Raw genomic sequence first — 15,320 nt, forward strand, 5'->3', positions numbered from 1 at the left:
GACGGTCTACACAGCCATGGAACAGCGAGTACTGGACGGCGTCGAGCTGCACGAGTCCGTGGTGGTGGCGTTGCGCACCGCCGGGTCACGGGTGCCACGGCGGCCTGTCGACACTCGTGACCTGCTGGTGGCGTTGATGCGGGCCGATACGGCGGGGGCGTGGGATCGGGTGTGGCTGCACTGCGGCGATCCCGACGGCATCGCCGGGAAGGTGGTGCTGGACGCGGCCAATGGAAGCTCCGCTAGCTGGGAGGATGTGCCGCTGACCGACAGCTGCGCAACGGCCCTCGATATCGCGGGGCGGCTGGCCCACCGCTACAACCTTCGGCCGCTGCCGGTCGGAGTGTTGGCGCTGGCCCTGGTCGCGGACGAAAGTTCCGCCGCCGCACGGGCTCTCGACGGCCTGGAACGCGCCGAACTGCTGCGCCTGCTGCAGTCCGACGTCCTGGGTCTGCCGCTGGGCGGGATCGAGACCACACTGCCGCGGCTCGTGGCGGAGGCCCGCCGACCGCACCATGCCCAGCGGCAGGCTCCGGTACGAAACTCCTTTTCTCCTGCGCCGCAACGCGTTTGGTATTGCACCCACTGCGGCGGCACGCCCGCCGTACCGGTCACCATCTACGGCCATCGCGGTCTGGTGCTGTGGATGAGGTTCCTGCGCAGGTCCGGTCCCTTCTGCCGCGACTGCGGACTCGCGATCTATCGGCAGATGACGCTGGAGAATGTGTGGCGGGGCTGGTGGGGGCCGTTCTCGGTGTTCATCAACGCCGTGACCATGCTGTTCAACCTGCTGACCTATCGGGACATCACCAAGCTGCCGCCGCCGATTCCGGGTATGCCGGGTCGGCCGATGTCGCCGGGTAAACCCCTGTTCCGCAGACCCGTCGCCTTCGGGTTCCTTATTCCGGCCGTGCTGTCGGTGTCGGCCACGGCACTCGTCGTCACCAGCGGAGTGCTCGATGAGATCGGCCGGGAGCGCGCACCGACGGCCTCGGCCGAGGTGCTGGCGAGCGACGCCGCCCTGGGCGACGGGTGCGCCCGGCAACGCACCTATTTCACCCGGGCCGACGCCTACGCGGGCAGTGGCCCGCACCCGGTTGCCGTGTTCCGAAACGACGAGATGGGGAACGTCGACCCGGTGGACAAATCCAAGTGGGACTCGCAGCGGGCGCGGCAGTGGATGGGTGTCGACGCCGAGCGATATCAGCTGATCGTCTGCCTGGGATCGGCCCGTGACGGAGAGCGGTTGGGGCACTGCACATTCCAGAGCCGCACCATCCCGCTGCATCGAGGGATCTATGACGCCACCGTGTATGAAGCGCGTACCGGGGCCAAGGTGGGCAGCGCCCAGCTGCGCGGATCCAGCAGAACCGACGGATGCCCCTACTTCGTGGTCCTCCCCGCCGGAGCGAGCCTGCACACCGAGCCCGACCTCGCCGAAATCCAACGGGCGCTGGGCAAGTACGTCGATCGCGCGATGCCCGGCAAGGCGGCACCGGCGACCAAGGATCTCACCGGCCTGTGCCACGCCCTGTCCACCCGGATGCCGGACCGCGAGCAGCTCGGGCCCATGGGACCCGTCACCCGTCCCACCGATACCCCCGTTCAGCAGTCCTGCAATTGGTCGACCGGCGCCAGATTCGTCACCGTCGATGTGAAGGCGCACGCCGGATATGGCGGTGCCGGATCGCAGGCCGCCGATGCCGCCCGCATGCACTTTCAAACCGCGACCACAATGATGCGCGACCCGCAATACGGTGCGGGCGCACAGAATATGCCCGGCCTGGGAGAACAGGCAGCGGTCACGCAGTCGCGGCAGTACAGCAACCCCGGAGCCACGGTGGCGGTGCTGTCCGGCGATGTGACCGTCGAAGTCACCTGGACCGGCCGCGGACTGCCCTACGGTGCCGCCAGGGACCAGGCGGTCACGGTGGCGCGCACAGCACTCGGGCTGGCGGGGAAATGACCGATGAAATACGGATGACAACGCGTACCTAGATAGCGATCCTGGCCAATCGAAAGCCCAGGACTCAATAGAAATGAGAGAACGATGCTTCCTACGCAGGGTATTTCGGTTCGTGTCGCCGCGGCGACCGCAGTGCTGGCCACAGTCTTGCTGACCGGGGCCGGTACGGCCGCCGCGGCGGAGCCCGATCGGCACACCGAGCCGACCTCTGTCGCACCGCGAGGCCCGGAAAGCCTGCTGCACCAGTTCGTCACCGGGATCATCGGTGCCACCGGCAGCCAATGCAGTTTCGACACACGCCCGGACTGTGGCAAATAACGAGATGCAGCAAACCCCGGAGCGTCAGCCGCGCCGATGAGTTCGGGTGCGGCGCTGCGTCTACGCCAATGAATCGGAAACCCGACGAAGAACGGATATTGCACATGTCGAACAGTACGCAGAGCACCGGCCGCAGAGTCGCCGCCGAGGTCACGGTGTCGATGGATGGTTACAGCAGCACCGGGCCGGATGACGATATGAGCTGGTGCATGGACCACATCGCGACCGGGCAGAGCGAACTCTTCTACGAAGGTATCTGGCGCGGCGCCGACACCGCCGTCCTCGGGCGCATCAACTGGGAAGGTTTCACCTCGGTGTGGCCGGGTTTGACCGCGGACCCGGCCAGTTCCGCCCGTACCCGCGATCTCGGCCGGTGGCTCGCCACCGTCGAGAAGGTGGTCGTCACCACGACCTTGGAGCAGTCCGACCTGGACGAAACCGAATGGACCAACGCCAGGATCGTCCGCGACCTCGAGGCGGAGGTGCGTGCGCTCAAACAGGTCCCGGGTCGCGACATCCTGGTTCTCAACAGCGCCAGCGTCATTCGAGGTCTGCTCGCGGCGGATCTCGTCGACGACCTCTACCTCACCGTCGTCCCCAGAACGCTGGGCGCCGGGCTGCGCCCCCTCCCCGACGACTACGCATCGCGCTGGAAACTCGCCACCGCCACCACCTTTCCCGAGTCCAGCACCGTTTCCCTGCACTATTGCCGGGCATAGCAAGACAGCCTGGTAAAGATCGACTCATGACCGAATTCGCGACATCGCGAGACCTTGCCCGCCGCACCGCCGCCGCGATCGACGCCGCGGTGGGTGCGGGTCGCGATCTCGGACTGACCGTGTCCGATGCCGCGGTGCTCCACGACCTGTTCTCGGTCGTCGTTCACCTGGCGCCGACGCCGGTCGTGGTGCGGGTTCCCACGGTGCTGCCGCACTCCGAAAGCCTCTCGTCCCTGGCGCGCCGCCAGCGCGCGGAACTGGATGTGACGCGGTGGCTCGCCGACCAGGGCACGCCCGTGATTCCGCCCAGCCCGCTCGTGCCACCGGAACCCGTTCAGCGCGAAGGGTTCTCGATGACGTTCTGGCAGTTCGTCGAGGAGGATCGGGGCAGGGAACCCGACTACGTGGCGAACTCCGACAGCGTCGCCGACCTGCACGCCGCGATGCGCGCGTACCCGGGAGAGCTGTCCTTCCTGTCCGCGGCGGATCCGCGGTTCGTTACCGACAGTCTCGTGCTGCTCGACGAGCACCCCGATCTCCTCGGTGCGGACGAGTTGGACCGCGCGCGCCGCGAATGGAAGGTTCTGGAGCCCCTCGTGCGCTCACGCGCGGCATTCGAGGCGGCCTTCCCGGGGATCGACCTCCAGCCCATCCACGGCGACTCGCCACCCGCGAACATCTTCGCCGGTGTGGACGGAGACCTCTACTCCGACTTCGAGCTGGTCACGCTGGGGCCCGTCGACTGGGACCTGGCCGCTCTCGGGCCGATCCACGAATCCGCCTACAACCTCGGCGCGCGGCGCAACGACGCGCGGCCGTTGAACGAGGAGGTGATGAGGTTCGTGAACGCCGTGGGCATGCTGCGCGTCATCGCCACCCTCACCCTCGTGCCGCAACTTCCCGACCTGGCGAAGTACCTCGAACCCGCCGTCGACCAGTGGCGGGCGACGCCGTTCGCCGGTGGCCCGGCCGAATGACGCCGCCGATGAGTTCTTGCCGCCGGGCACGTCATAACCGGCATGATCACACACAAGCTGGAAATCCCCGGCGCCACACTTACCTACGATGTCCACGGGCCGCTCCCGACCGCCGACGGGCGGCCGCCGCTGCTGATGACCGGCCTCCCGATGGCGGCCGACGGTTTCGCCGCGCTCGCCGCACAGTTCCGCGATCGCACGGTCGTCACCTATGACCCGCGCGGCCTCGGGCGCAGCGTCCGCACCGACGGACAGGTGGACAACGTCCCCGCGGTTCACGCGGGCGACGTGCACGCCGTCATCCAGGCTCTCGACGCGGGCCCGGTCGAGATCTTCGCCAGCAGCGGCGGAGCTATCGTCGCGCTCGCACTCCTGACCGCCCACCCCGACGACGTGACCACTCTGGTCGCGCACGAACCACCGCTGCTGTCCGTACTGCCCGATGCCACGGCGGCCGAACGTGCGGCCGAGGGATATCGCGACGCCTATGCGGCACAGGGTTTCGGCGCGGGAATGGCGACCTTCATCGCGATGACATCCTGGCAGGGCGAATTCACCGAAGAATATTTCGCCGCTCCCGCCGCGGATCCCGCGATGTTCGGTCTGCCGGTCGAGGACGACGGTTCCCGCGACGACCCGCTGCTGTCGGCGCGTTCCCGGCCGGTCGTCAACTACCGCCCCGACATCGCCGCGCTCACCGCGGCACCGACCCGGATCGTCTTCGGCTACGGCGAGGAATCGACGGACACCGTCACCCACCGCACCAGTGCCGCCATCGCCGACCGTCTCGGTCGGAAGCTGGTTCTCTTCCCCAGCCATCACGGCGGCTTCACCGGCCCCGAGTCCGGCTATCCGGGCCAGCCGGAGGCATTCGCCCGCACCCTCCGCGGCGTCCTCGACAGGACCAGCTGAGCGAGCGTGTCCGCCGCCGAATGCGGCATATCGGTTAATATCTGGCGACGTCGCGCGGCCGAACGGGTTGCGGGCGGCAGTGATGAGGAGTTCTCCGGATGGGAGTAGCGGGGGAATCCGGTTGCCTCCAACCGGATTCGGCGTCGGTGCGAATCATCTCCGATTCGGGGGCGGTGGTCGGGGGCGGCATCGTGATCGGGCCACACTCCATCGCGACGTGCGCTCATGTGGTCGCGGAGGCGCTCGGCGCCGACCCGGAGGATCCGCGGGCACCGGAGCCGCCGGTGACGATCGACTTCCCGCTGCACGTCGGTGGCGGTCGCGCCGCGGCGCGGGTGCGCCGCTGGGTGCCGATCTCGGCCGACGGTCGTGGCGATATCGCGGTGCTCGACATCGTGGACGGGGCGCCCGGACCCCTTGCCGCCCCGCCGTTCTGGATGGCGGCCCAGCCGTGGGGGCGCGAATTCCGGATGCTGGGATTTCCGGTCGAGATCGACCGCGGCGTGTGGGTCGCGGGCGAGTTCCGCGAATCGCAGGGAGCGGGCTGGCTGCAGCTACAGGCCGCCGCCGGCGGGCAGCCGATCACGCCCGGGTTCAGCGGGGCCGCGGTCTGGGATGTGGGCTCGGGCTCGGTGGTCGGCATGGCCGTCACGGCGGATGCGCGGAGGTATACGCGCACCGCGTTCATGATTCCGATCGGCGAGGTCCTCGGGCTCGACCCCGCGATGCTGCCGAACCCCTATCGCGGACTGGAACGATTCGAGGAGAACGACGCCCACCTGTTCTACGGCCGCGACAACGATATCGATCGGGTGCTGGCGATGGTGGCGCAGCGTCCGTTCGTGGCGGTTGTCGGCCGGTCGGGGACCGGGAAGTCGTCGCTGGTGAGTGCGGGTGTGCTGGCTCGAATGCGACGGCGCGGCGTGGCGGTGGCGACCGTGCGGTTCGTGGGTGGCACAGCGGTCGCGCGGTCGACGCGACCCAGCGATCCGCCGGAACTGTCGGACTTCGTGGCGGAGCTGGTTCGCGCGGCGTCGCAGCTGGATCCGCGCCACTGCGCCGCGCAACTGGCGGAACGGATCTCGGGGACGGGCCTGCTGATCTTCCTCGACCAGTTCGAGGAACTGGTCGCGACGGATCCGATCGGGGCCCGGGCCACGCTGCGCTGGATTCTCGGACTCGTCCGGGCGGAGCAGCGAATTCGCGTGGTGTCGACCCTGCGCTGGGAGGCGCTCGGCGACCTCGTCGACGACGAGCTGACCGGCGGGCTCGACGGCGCCACCGTCTCCCTGGCGCCGATGGGCCGAGAACAACTGCGCGAGGTGATCCGCGGCCCGGCCGCGCATTCTCCCGGCGTCGCCGTGGACGACGATCTCGTCGAGCGGCTCGTCGACGATACGGTGCACGAACCGGGCGGGCTGCCGCTGCTGGAGTCGATGCTCACCCAGCTCTGGGATCAGCGCCGCGGCGGGCGGCTGACCCTGGCCGACTATCACCGTTCCGGCGGCGTCGGCGCGTCGATCGCCGAGCGCGCCGAGCGTGCGCTCGCGCAGTTGGTCGACCCGGTCTCGGCGGCCGCCGCGTGGCGGTTGCTGCTGATGCTCGCGGTGCCGGGCGCTTCCGGCGCCGGTTTCGTCCGCTCGGCGGTGTCGCTGGCGGATGTCCCGGAGTTACGCGGCGTCGCAGGACATCTCGCGCATTGTCGGCTGGTGGTGATCGGCCGCCGGCCGGACGGGGCCGAGCTGGTGGAGCTGGCCCACCAGGCGCTGATCGACAATTGGCCGAGGCTGCGCGATCGGCTGGAACGCGATCGCGAATTCCGTTCGTGGCTACACACTCTCGACCACGACCGCCGGAGTTGGGAAGCGGCGCAGCGTGATTCCGGTGCCCTGCTACGTGGCGGCGCGCTGACGGCGGCGGAGGACTGGCTGACCGCCCGGGCGGCCGATATCCCGAATCCCCATCGCCGGTACATCGATGCGAGCCGACGGTTGCGCCGCAGGGAGATTCGCCGCTGGCGGGCCGTCGCCGCCGTCCTCACGGTGCTGGTGGTGCTCGCCGCGTCCACCGCCGGCGTGGCCTACCGCAGCAGTCAGCAGCGTGCGGCGCAGCTACGGCTGGCGGCGGGGATCAGCCTCGCCAAGGAGTCCATCCGGCTGGCCGACACCCAGCCGATGACGGCCCTGCAGTTCGCGCAGGCCGCGCACCGGCATGCCCCGGACAATCCGGAGGTGAACGCCGCGCTGCTGTTCCACCAGGCCGGGCTGGGGGCGATGGCGAACTTCACCCCGGGGATGCCCGCGACGGATGGTAAGGGCGTCGCGAGCGAGGATGGTTCGGTGTTCGCGACGGTCGAGGCCGGAGGCACGGCCACGGTGGTGAGCGGGCTCCGCGAGCGCAACCCGGCGGTGTGGCGGGTCCCGATGACCGAGCCCGCCAACAGCCTGGACCTGTCGCCGGACGGGCGGAAGATCGCGCTGTTCACGAAGAGCGGTGCGGCGTCGGTATGGGATGTCCAGGCGCGTACCGGGCCGTCCATCGTCCGCGAGGGCGCCGCGCAGCAGGCGCCGGAGGGCGCGTTGACCGGAAGGTTTTCCCCGGACGGCGGGTTGCTGGCGCTCTCGTGGGACCCCGGCAGGAACGGCGTGAAACCCTCGCCGCCGGATGTGCTCGAAATCTATGACACGTCGGGGCCGAAACCGATACGCGTCGGCACACTTCCCGCCGATGCGCCCGATCAGTATCCGGCCGCCTTCCGCGCCGGCGGCACCCAGATCCGGCTCTCCGAATTCGACGGCACCCGATTCCACAATGTGGTCCGCGATGTCCGGACCGGACACGTCGTCGAGGTCCTGCCGGACGGTACCGCGACCCGGACCGCCATCCTGCAGTGCCAGCCGTCATCGACGGACCAGACGAAGGCCGAATTGTCCGTCCTGGACGTGGATTCCGGGGCGGAACGGCTCCGATTCCTGTCGGGCCGCAAAGCGTGTGAGAGCCCGGTAATCGATATGACCGACCAGTTCCTGTTCTTCGCCGACGGCCGCGAAAGCGACACCGCCCACAGTGGGCTGCTGACCAACCTGGCCACGGGAACCACGTATCGAATCGGCCTGGCGCGCAATGTCGGCCACGGCGGGCTCATCGTCACCGCGACCGACCGCGGTCCGGTACTGGGCATGCTCACCAACGGCGGCCTCGTTCGATACGCACCGGCGCCGCCCGTGGTGAACGACAGGATCCTCGACGCCGAACCGGCGGTCACCGCGTGGTCGGACGACGCCGAGACCGTGGCGGCCTACAGCATCGACACCGCCTCGCGGGTGGGACGTTTGGAGATCGTCCGGGTCGGCGCCGGGCAGCGCCGGATCGCGCACACCGCGCTGGGCCCGGCACCGAACGAGGCCGGGCTCGGTGACCATCCGATGCTGAAATTCACACCGGACGGGCGCTACGTCGTCGCCATCGGTGCCCGCCCGGAGTTGGTGATCTTCTCGGCCACGACGCTGGAGGTGGTCCGTCGGATCGCGTTGCCGACCCCGCCGGAACTCGTCGATCCGACCGGATGGCGCGGGGCGGCAACGTTTCTCGGCGGCAACGAGATAGCCGCCGTGTACGGCGGCATGCTGACACGCTGGCGGCTCACGGACGGACAGCGACTGGCCGACCCGCTGCCGCTGTGGCGTGACCAGGTGGAGCTGGAGCGGTTGGTCAACGACGCCGTCATCGCCGAGCTGGACGTCCCCGGCGAGGTTCTGATCGGTTCGCGCCAAGGGCTCACGGTGTGGAATCTGAACGAGCGCAGGCGCATCCGGACATTCGACTTCGAGCGGGTCTCACTGATACGGGGAATGTATTTCGACTCTTCGCGTCCCGTCGTCTATCTCGCACGTAAGGGCGCCACCGAGATGTGGAATGTGGAGAGCGGAACGATCAGCCAACCGGCGCAGCCGATGCCGGACCCGGTCGACATCATCATGGTGACCGACGGCGGTCTGTGGGTGTCGCGGGAGCCGGAGTCCCCGGCCGATATCGAGATCTGGGACCCGGCTCGCGGCCGGATCGCCACCTTGAAGCTGCCCAACCAGTCCTACGCGGTCACCGTCGAGAAGGACGTCCTGCACGTCCTGTACGGCAACGGCGCCCTGCGCATCGACCTCGCCCAGGCGAACATGTTCGAACGCCTCTGCGCGATCAACGATCGTGACTACACCGATGCCGAGCTCGCGCAGTTGCCGATCGGCGCCGATCCGGCACCGCCGTGCCACGACTGACGCCGCCGATGCGTGGCCGATCAGGCCGCCGCGAGCAGCGCCCGGACGCGCGCCAGCGCATTGTGCACATACCCCTTCACCGTGCCCGTCGTCACCCCCATGATCTCGGCGGTCTCCGCATAGGTATTGCCTTCGAATGCCCGCAGCACCACGGCTTCTCGTTCCCGCGGCGGCAGCGTGCACAGGGCGGCGAGGACCGTGTGGCGCAGGGCGATCAGGTCGTCGATGTTCGGCTCCGCGCGGTCGGCGAGCGATGCCACCTGCACGCCCCCGTAGGTCTCGTGCTGGCGGCGCGTATCGGCCGAGCGGCGCCAGGCGTCGCGCACCAGGTTCGCGGCCGCGGCCCACAGGTACGCGCGCAGCTTGTCCTCCTCGGTGATGTCCGGCTTGGTCCGGTACACGCGCAGGAGCGCGGTCTGCACGATGTCCTCGGCGTCGATCCGGCTGCCGACCTGCCGCGCCACGGACGCCAGCAGGGTGTCGTGTGTCGAACCCACGACCGCGACCAGCAACTCGTCGAACGACGGCACGCCGGACGCTCTTCGTGCGCGGCACATCCTGGCTCACACCTCTCCGCAGTCCCGCTGTCGCATACGCAACCCGACGTTCCCAGCCTGATTACCTAGGTATCCGGTTGCGCATCGGCACGGCCCCAACCATTTGCGATCGCGGAGAGTCGTGATCGACAAGGCCCGGCACGGATGCCGGGCAGGATTGTCCCAGGAGGCGACGTACATGGAACAGATACCTTCGCCCGGGCAGCTGCCCGGTAGCGTCCGGGCGGCGCGGGCGATCATCTTCGTGATGGCCGCGATCGGCGTCGTCGGCACCGTCGTGCTGATCGGCATGGGCCGCCCGATCGCCACGGGCGCGAATGCCACGGGATACCTGTTCTTCTGGGCTCTCGCGGTAACCGCCTGTTTCTTCGCGAGGGGGCGGGGCGGGGTGCGCATCACCGCAACCGTTTTCGCCGTTCTCGAGGGTTTCGCCGCGCTCGGTTCCATGGCCTTCGACGGCAGCGGCGGGAAAGCGGCCACCGAACCCGGCGTCGCCATCGTGCGACTGTCTCCCGGGCCCTTCGGCCTGATCGCGGTGATCGTGATCGTCGTGCTGCTGTACCGCGACTCGGCCGGGCGATGGTTCAAGCGTCCGGCCACGGTTGCCGGTGTGCCCGCCGTGCCACCTGATTACCCCGCCGCCCAGGGTGTTTCGGAACCCGAGCTGGTACGTCCCGCGCCGGTGCCGGGCGCCGGGCAACCCCCGCGGGATCCGCGCAAACCGCTGCTGCGGCGCCCCGCCACACTCGGCCTTCTGATCGCGATCGTTGTCGTCGTCGGCGTCGTGGTCGCGGTCGCCGTCACCAAGACCATGGGCTCCGACGAGATCTCGGCGGGCGACTGTGTCGGCACCCGGGACGGGGAGAGTATCGACTTGTCCGGAGTCGAACTCGTGACGATGGATTGCTCCGACCCCGCCGCTCAGGCGAAGGTGCTCGCACGCCTGGAGGGCACCAACAATACGCTCCTGTGCAGGGAATACCCGGACTACAACGACGCCTACACCGACTCGGACGACACGCAGTTCTTCGTGCTGTGCCTGCGCGCGTTCAGCTGAACTCGATGGCTATTGCTCGGCCCGGTCCTCCGGAACGAATCGCGCAATGTCGCCGCGCGAGGTGATCTGTAGCTTCTGCAGGACCGCGGCCACCTGGGTATCGACGGTGCGGCGCGACGTACCGCGCCGGGCGGCGATCGCCGAATTCGTCCATCCGGCCGCCGCCAGCACCGCGACATCCTGCTCCGCCGCGGTCAGGGTGGTCCATCGAGAGTGCGCGTCATCCGATCCGGACGATGCCGCGGGCCTGCGTGCGTGCAATGTCCCCATGGCGAGCTGCTGGACCTCGTACAGCTCCGGTCGCAGTTGTGCCCCGCGTGCCTCGGTGGCCGCGAATGTCTCCGGGCCCAGGACGTTTTCGGCGGCCCGGATGGCCTCCTCGACCAGGTCCGCGAGCGGCCCGAGCCGCCGGATATCGACGCCGAGCCCGGCGCGCAGCCGCCGCGTGCCGCCCGCGAGCAGCGCGATCTCGGTGGCGATCTGCGTGGCCTTGCGCCGATCGGCCGTACCGTCCTCGGGGCTGGTGATGATCCGCGCCAGCGACCACGCGCGAAACTCCACCGCCCACAGGGCCGCCCACCGTTCGCGCACGGGCACGAGGTCGGCCAGCACCGCCCGTTGAATCGCCAGGGCGGCATCGGGATCGCCCAGCCTCGTCAGCGCGATCGACCAGGTCAGCCGCGCCCACGACCTGGTCCAGGTCACGCCCGCGGCCGTGGTGCGTTCCAGGTATTGCCGGGCCAGGTCGCGGGCTTGCTCCACGGTTCCCAGGAGAGCGGCCGCGAGCGCCGCGAACTGCTGACTCGGAATCGCCCCCGACGTGTTGCCCGCCCGGTCGAACTTGTGCCGTGCGCGTTGCAGCACCACGAGGGCTACCGGATCTTGTCGGGCAACGAAAAGTTGTACGCCCCAAGCGAAATCCACGACCGCGGGGAGGCCGAGGTCGCGGTCGGGCGTCGCGTGCCACGCGCCGACCGCATCGGGTAGGCAGATGCGGACGCACTTGTCGAGGAGCCGTTCGGCATCGTCGATCTCGCCCTGGCACAACATGATCCACACCAGCAGAGCCATGGCCGATACCCGGAGGTCGTTCGGTGGCGGGGACAGGCGGCGGGTCGCCTCCAACGCGCGTTCGGTCCGCAGGCGCATATCCCGGAACGACCCTTTGACGAACGGAAGCCGCAGCATCAGCAGCCCCACGCAGATCTCCAGGCCGCACAGCGCGTCGCCGCCGGGAACGAGGCTGCGTTCGATCGCGAGAACGATGTTGTGCCAGGCCGCATTCGCCCAGTCGATGGAGCCTTCTTCCGCCGGGTCGAAATAGTTCTTCGCCGCCTCGCGAATTCTGTCGCGGTAGTAGCCGCAATGACGCTCGGCGAGTATCGCGGCCGCATCCAGCTCTCCGCTCGTACGCCGGCTCAGCTGCTGCTGGGCGTACACGCGAAGGTTTTCCGACAGCGAGTAGTAGACCGTGGTCGCCGTGATGTGCCGCGTTACCAGTGACTGGTCCGCCAGCCGCTCCAGGAGATCTTCGACCTCCGCACCGGTAATGCATGTCGCGGTATCGTCGTGGTCGTCGTCGGAATCGGCGCAGACGGATCGAATCGCGTCCATATCCGCGCCGACCGGCAGCAGCGGGGCGTCCGCGGTGTCCGGATCGGTGTCGTAGCCCCCAGCGAAGACGGAAAGCCGGTCGAACAGCACCTGCTCCTTCTCGCTGCACAGGTCATAGGACCAGCCGATGACGTCGGTGATGCTGCGGTGCCGTTCCTCGCCGCCGAATACCGGTCCCGGGGGCCAGTCCAGGCGATGGTCGTTGCTGTGATCTCCACCGATCTGCTCGAGAACCATCCGTAGTGGCTGGCGCGTGAGCCGCCCGGCGGCCAGGCGGATGAACAGCGGGTGATAGTCCATTTGGCGGCAGACCTGCCTGGCCAACGCCGTGTCGTCGGCGCCGGAGATCGGCCGACCGGCGAGCTGGGCTCGGTCCCGGAACAATTGCAGCGCATGCCGCGGCGGCAACGGCGGCACGACGAACTGTTGCTCGTCCACCCAACCGATCGCCGCACGACTGGTTGCCACGATGCACAGTCCGGGTATCGCCTCCAACATCCGAGCGACGACCGTGCCGACACCGGCCAGCACATGCTCGCAGTTGTCCAGGACCAGCACGACCCGCGTGTCCCGGCCCCGGGCGTCGGTCCTGGTCAAGGCGGCGGCCAGGGCTTCCCAGGACGAACGACCCGAATAGTCGGTCGGCACAACCGATCGAGCGATCTCCTCCTCGATCGCCGCGGTATCGCTGTCGGGGGCCAGCCGGGACAGCCGCACACAGTGGGTCGGTGTGCGGCGTGCCTTCGCCAACCGCTGTGCCGCCTTCGCGGCCAGCCGGGTCTTCCCGATGCCGCCGGGGCCGATCAAGGTGACCAGCCGCGTGCCGCGCAGCAGGAGAGTGACGATCGCGTCCAGCTCGTGCTCGCGCCCCACGAAATCATCGGAAGACACCCGGCCGCCGCGCTGCTCGAGACTGGCTGGCGGCATGGAGTTACGACTCACCGACCGAGATCTCCGCGCAGTCTCGCGATGGCGTTCGTGGTGGCCGGGCCGGGTTGTTCATCGCGACGCGATCGCCACCGCTGGCGGACTTCGGATCTCCGGACGACCAGGCGTACTTGACGCCGAGCAGCAGGGTGGAACCGGCGACGATCACCGCGGCGCCGATCAGCAAGAGCTGGGTGCCGTCCTCGTGGCTGCCGCGCTGTTCCGCCGACGCCTGCTGGTATGTCTTGCCGCCGACCGGGTCGCCATCGCGGTAGTAGTGGCAAGTCGTGCCGGGCGTCGTCGGCGTTTCGTCACATGCCGGGGCAGCCTGGGGATCCCGCAGGAGCATGGTGGCCCCGGGAACGAGCATGACCACGCCCACCATGAGCGCGATCCACGCGCCGAGCCACAGCCAGAGAGTTGCAGCCTGCCCGAGCGTCTTCACGGTCCGAATCGTGCCTGGCAAAGGTCTTGTCATTTCTTTACAGACGGTTCTCGGGCGGAGAAGGTTGGGGTCGGACCGCGGCGGACTGCGTGGCAGCGGTTGTTACAGCGACAATCGCTGCCGCGCGACCGAATCGATCTGTTCGATCAGGGCAGTACCTGGGGAACGTATTCCGGAGCCAGGACGCCGACCGCGGCGCCGATCAGGCCGCCGAACACGGCGTTACCGACCACGGCCGCGATCGCGATCGGGATGCCGATGATCGTGATGGCCGCGGGGATTCCGATCAGCGCGCCCACGGCCGCCCCGATGCCCGCCCCGGCCGCCGCTCCGTTGTGGACCGGATCGGAATCCTGCGCGCCGGGGTTGGTTGCGATGTCCTGCACCTCGGCCTGGGTCACCGGCTCGGCGGCCGTGGGCACCGCGGGGGTCGCGGCGGTTTCCGGCGCTGTCGATTGCGGCAGGGAAACCGGTTCGACCGCAGCCGGGACGGCGGCCTCGACGAACGCCGCGGGTTGCGGGCCGGATACTTGCTCGGCGTTGGCGATTCCCGCTCCGGCAAAAGCAACTGCCACCGCGATCGGCACGGCGCCGACAATCAGCCTGCGACTCGAATCCAGTATGGCCCGAGAGTTCATTGTGATGCCTTTCATTCGCATCGGATTCCCTGAGAGCCGAATCCCCCGGGGCTGAATCCGAAATATTCCGTCGCTCCTCGACAGACGCAATGCTTGCACATGACTTTTGCTCGAAATTCCCCATTCTTGGGAACAGTGAACGGCGACATATTCTTTCGACAATCCAGTGGTCAGAATGGGTGGGCGCCATTTTTACCTCGCAAAGTTCCCCGGGTCATCGGTATGCCCTAGGTATTTCGTCCGAACGAGCCGACTGTCTCATCGCCCCAACCTTTTCGGACCGCTCGCAGTCGTAGCAGATGACCTTTGACGGATACGGCATGCGAGGAGAGTCACGATTCCGATGTGTTCGAACCGCGCCCTCAACCCGCCCGTCGCCACCGCCGTATTCGTCGGCCGCGATGCCGAACTCGACAGCCTGCTGGCCGCGTTGACGACATCGGCGCGACTGGTCACCGTGACCGGGGCGGGCGGAATCGGGAAGACCGAGCTGGCTGCGGAGGCGGTTCGCCGGTACCGCACGGCCACCGGCGTTCCCGTGCGCTGGATTCGGCTCGCACAGGTGGCGAGGGGCTCCGGGCGGGCCACGGTCGAGGAGGAGATCGTCGGTTCCGTGGTGGGGTCGGTACCGTCGGGCGGCCGGGCCGCAAACGTCCTCGCCGACGCGCTCGCCGCCGCGACCGCGGCGGCCCGCCGATCCCGTGTGCTGCTGGTTCTCGACAACTGCGAACACGTCCGCGACGGTGTCGCCGCGATGCTGCCGGATCTGATGGGCACGGTGCCCGGATTGATCGTGCTGGCAACCAGTCGCGAGGCGATCGGGCTGGACGTGGAGCAGACGATCGTGGGGGCCGCCGGGAGGCGGGGGGGGGGGGGGGGGTGGGTGTGGGGGGGGGGGGGGGGGGGGGGGGCGGGG

12 protein-coding genes are annotated in these 15,320 nt (G+C 68.8%); 8 read left to right on the plus strand and 4 right to left on the minus strand.

From position 1 onward, the window contains the following. The first annotated feature begins 16 nt into the window (after positions 1-16). The 6 genes from QH290_RS24665 (at position 17) to QH290_RS24690 (ending at position 9,166) form a co-directional block, all read left to right on the plus strand. A complete protein-coding gene (locus QH290_RS24665) occupies positions 17-1,966 on the plus strand; it encodes a hypothetical protein (protein ID WP_280265976.1) in 1,950 nt (649 codons plus the stop codon). An 84-nt stretch (positions 1,967-2,050) separates the two neighbouring features. Continuing rightward, complete coding sequence (locus QH290_RS24670; RefSeq protein ID WP_280265975.1) at positions 2,051-2,284, plus strand: hypothetical protein; 234 nt, start codon at positions 2,051-2,053, stop codon at positions 2,282-2,284. Between the two features lie 104 nt (positions 2,285-2,388). Then, positions 2,389-3,003 (plus strand): dihydrofolate reductase family protein, encoded by a 615-nt coding sequence (locus QH290_RS24675; RefSeq protein WP_280265974.1) that lies wholly within the window; start codon positions 2,389-2,391, stop codon positions 3,001-3,003. Positions 3,004-3,029: 26 nt separating this feature from the next. Next, a complete protein-coding gene (locus tag QH290_RS24680; protein WP_280385423.1) occupies positions 3,030-3,980 on the plus strand; it encodes a phosphotransferase in 951 nt (316 codons plus the stop codon). 42 nt (positions 3,981-4,022) lie between these two features. Next, positions 4,023-4,892, plus strand: coding sequence for an alpha/beta fold hydrolase (locus tag QH290_RS24685; protein WP_280385424.1), 870 nt, complete (start codon positions 4,023-4,025; stop codon positions 4,890-4,892). A gap of 98 nt (positions 4,893-4,990) precedes the next feature. Continuing rightward, on the plus strand, positions 4,991-9,166 hold the full coding sequence (locus QH290_RS24690; RefSeq protein WP_280385426.1) for an nSTAND1 domain-containing NTPase: 4,176 nt from the start codon (positions 4,991-4,993) through the stop codon (positions 9,164-9,166). A 20-nt stretch (positions 9,167-9,186) separates the two neighbouring features. On the opposite strand, the gene QH290_RS24695 is transcribed toward QH290_RS24690, so the two are convergent. Beyond that, on the minus strand, positions 9,187-9,696 hold the full coding sequence (locus QH290_RS24695; protein ID WP_280265970.1) for an RNA polymerase sigma factor: 510 nt from the start codon (positions 9,694-9,696) through the stop codon (positions 9,187-9,189). A gap of 205 nt (positions 9,697-9,901) precedes the next feature. On the opposite strand from QH290_RS24695, the gene QH290_RS24700 reads away from it, so the two are divergent. After that, the gene (locus QH290_RS24700; protein WP_280265969.1) at positions 9,902-10,780 is read left to right on the plus strand and encodes an LppU/SCO3897 family protein; all 879 of its coding nucleotides are present in this window, start codon (positions 9,902-9,904) and stop codon (positions 10,778-10,780) included. A gap of 9 nt (positions 10,781-10,789) precedes the next feature. On the opposite strand, the gene QH290_RS24705 is transcribed toward QH290_RS24700, so the two are convergent. From QH290_RS24705 to QH290_RS24715, 3 genes are all read right to left on the minus strand, one after another. Then, the gene (locus QH290_RS24705) at positions 10,790-13,321 is read right to left on the minus strand and encodes an ATP-binding protein (protein ID WP_280265968.1); all 2,532 of its coding nucleotides are present in this window, start codon (positions 13,319-13,321) and stop codon (positions 10,790-10,792) included. Between the two features lie 4 nt (positions 13,322-13,325). After that, positions 13,326-13,766: a hypothetical protein gene (locus tag QH290_RS24710; protein WP_280385428.1), complete on the minus strand. Its 441-nt coding sequence runs from the start codon at positions 13,764-13,766 to the stop codon at positions 13,326-13,328. A gap of 146 nt (positions 13,767-13,912) precedes the next feature. After that, positions 13,913-14,404: a hypothetical protein gene (locus tag QH290_RS24715; protein WP_280385430.1), complete on the minus strand. Its 492-nt coding sequence runs from the start codon at positions 14,402-14,404 to the stop codon at positions 13,913-13,915. Positions 14,405-14,747: 343 nt separating this feature from the next. Here QH290_RS24715 and QH290_RS24720 point away from each other — a divergent pair. Then, positions 14,748-15,320: AAA family ATPase (locus QH290_RS24720; RefSeq protein ID WP_280385432.1), on the plus strand; the 573-nt coding region annotated here is incomplete at its 3' end.

The sequence above is a fragment of the Nocardia wallacei genome (assembly GCF_029869545.1).
Classification (GTDB): Bacteria; Actinomycetota; Actinomycetes; order Mycobacteriales; family Mycobacteriaceae; genus Nocardia; species Nocardia wallacei_A.

Excerpts from the sequence above, each read along its gene's own strand:
- QH290_RS24670 (WP_280265975.1), top strand. The coding sequence starts at position 2,051 with ATGCTTCCTACGCAGGGTATTTCGGTTCGTGTCGCCGCGGCGACCGCA.
- QH290_RS24705 (WP_280265968.1), bottom strand. The coding sequence starts at position 13,321 with ATGCCGCCAGCCAGTCTCGAGCAGCGCGGCGGCCGGGTGTCTTCCGAT.
- QH290_RS24680 (WP_280385423.1), top strand. The coding sequence starts at position 3,030 with ATGACCGAATTCGCGACATCGCGAGACCTTGCCCGCCGCACCGCCGCC.
- QH290_RS24675 (WP_280265974.1), top strand. The coding sequence starts at position 2,389 with ATGTCGAACAGTACGCAGAGCACCGGCCGCAGAGTCGCCGCCGAGGTC.
- QH290_RS24715 (WP_280385430.1), bottom strand. The coding sequence starts at position 14,404 with ATGAACTCTCGGGCCATACTGGATTCGAGTCGCAGGCTGATTGTCGGC.
- QH290_RS24700 (WP_280265969.1), top strand. The coding sequence starts at position 9,902 with ATGGAACAGATACCTTCGCCCGGGCAGCTGCCCGGTAGCGTCCGGGCG.
- QH290_RS24690 (WP_280385426.1), top strand. The coding sequence starts at position 4,991 with ATGGGAGTAGCGGGGGAATCCGGTTGCCTCCAACCGGATTCGGCGTCG.
- QH290_RS24685 (WP_280385424.1), top strand. The coding sequence starts at position 4,023 with ATGATCACACACAAGCTGGAAATCCCCGGCGCCACACTTACCTACGAT.
- QH290_RS24665 (WP_280265976.1), top strand. The coding sequence starts at position 17 with ATGGAACAGCGAGTACTGGACGGCGTCGAGCTGCACGAGTCCGTGGTG.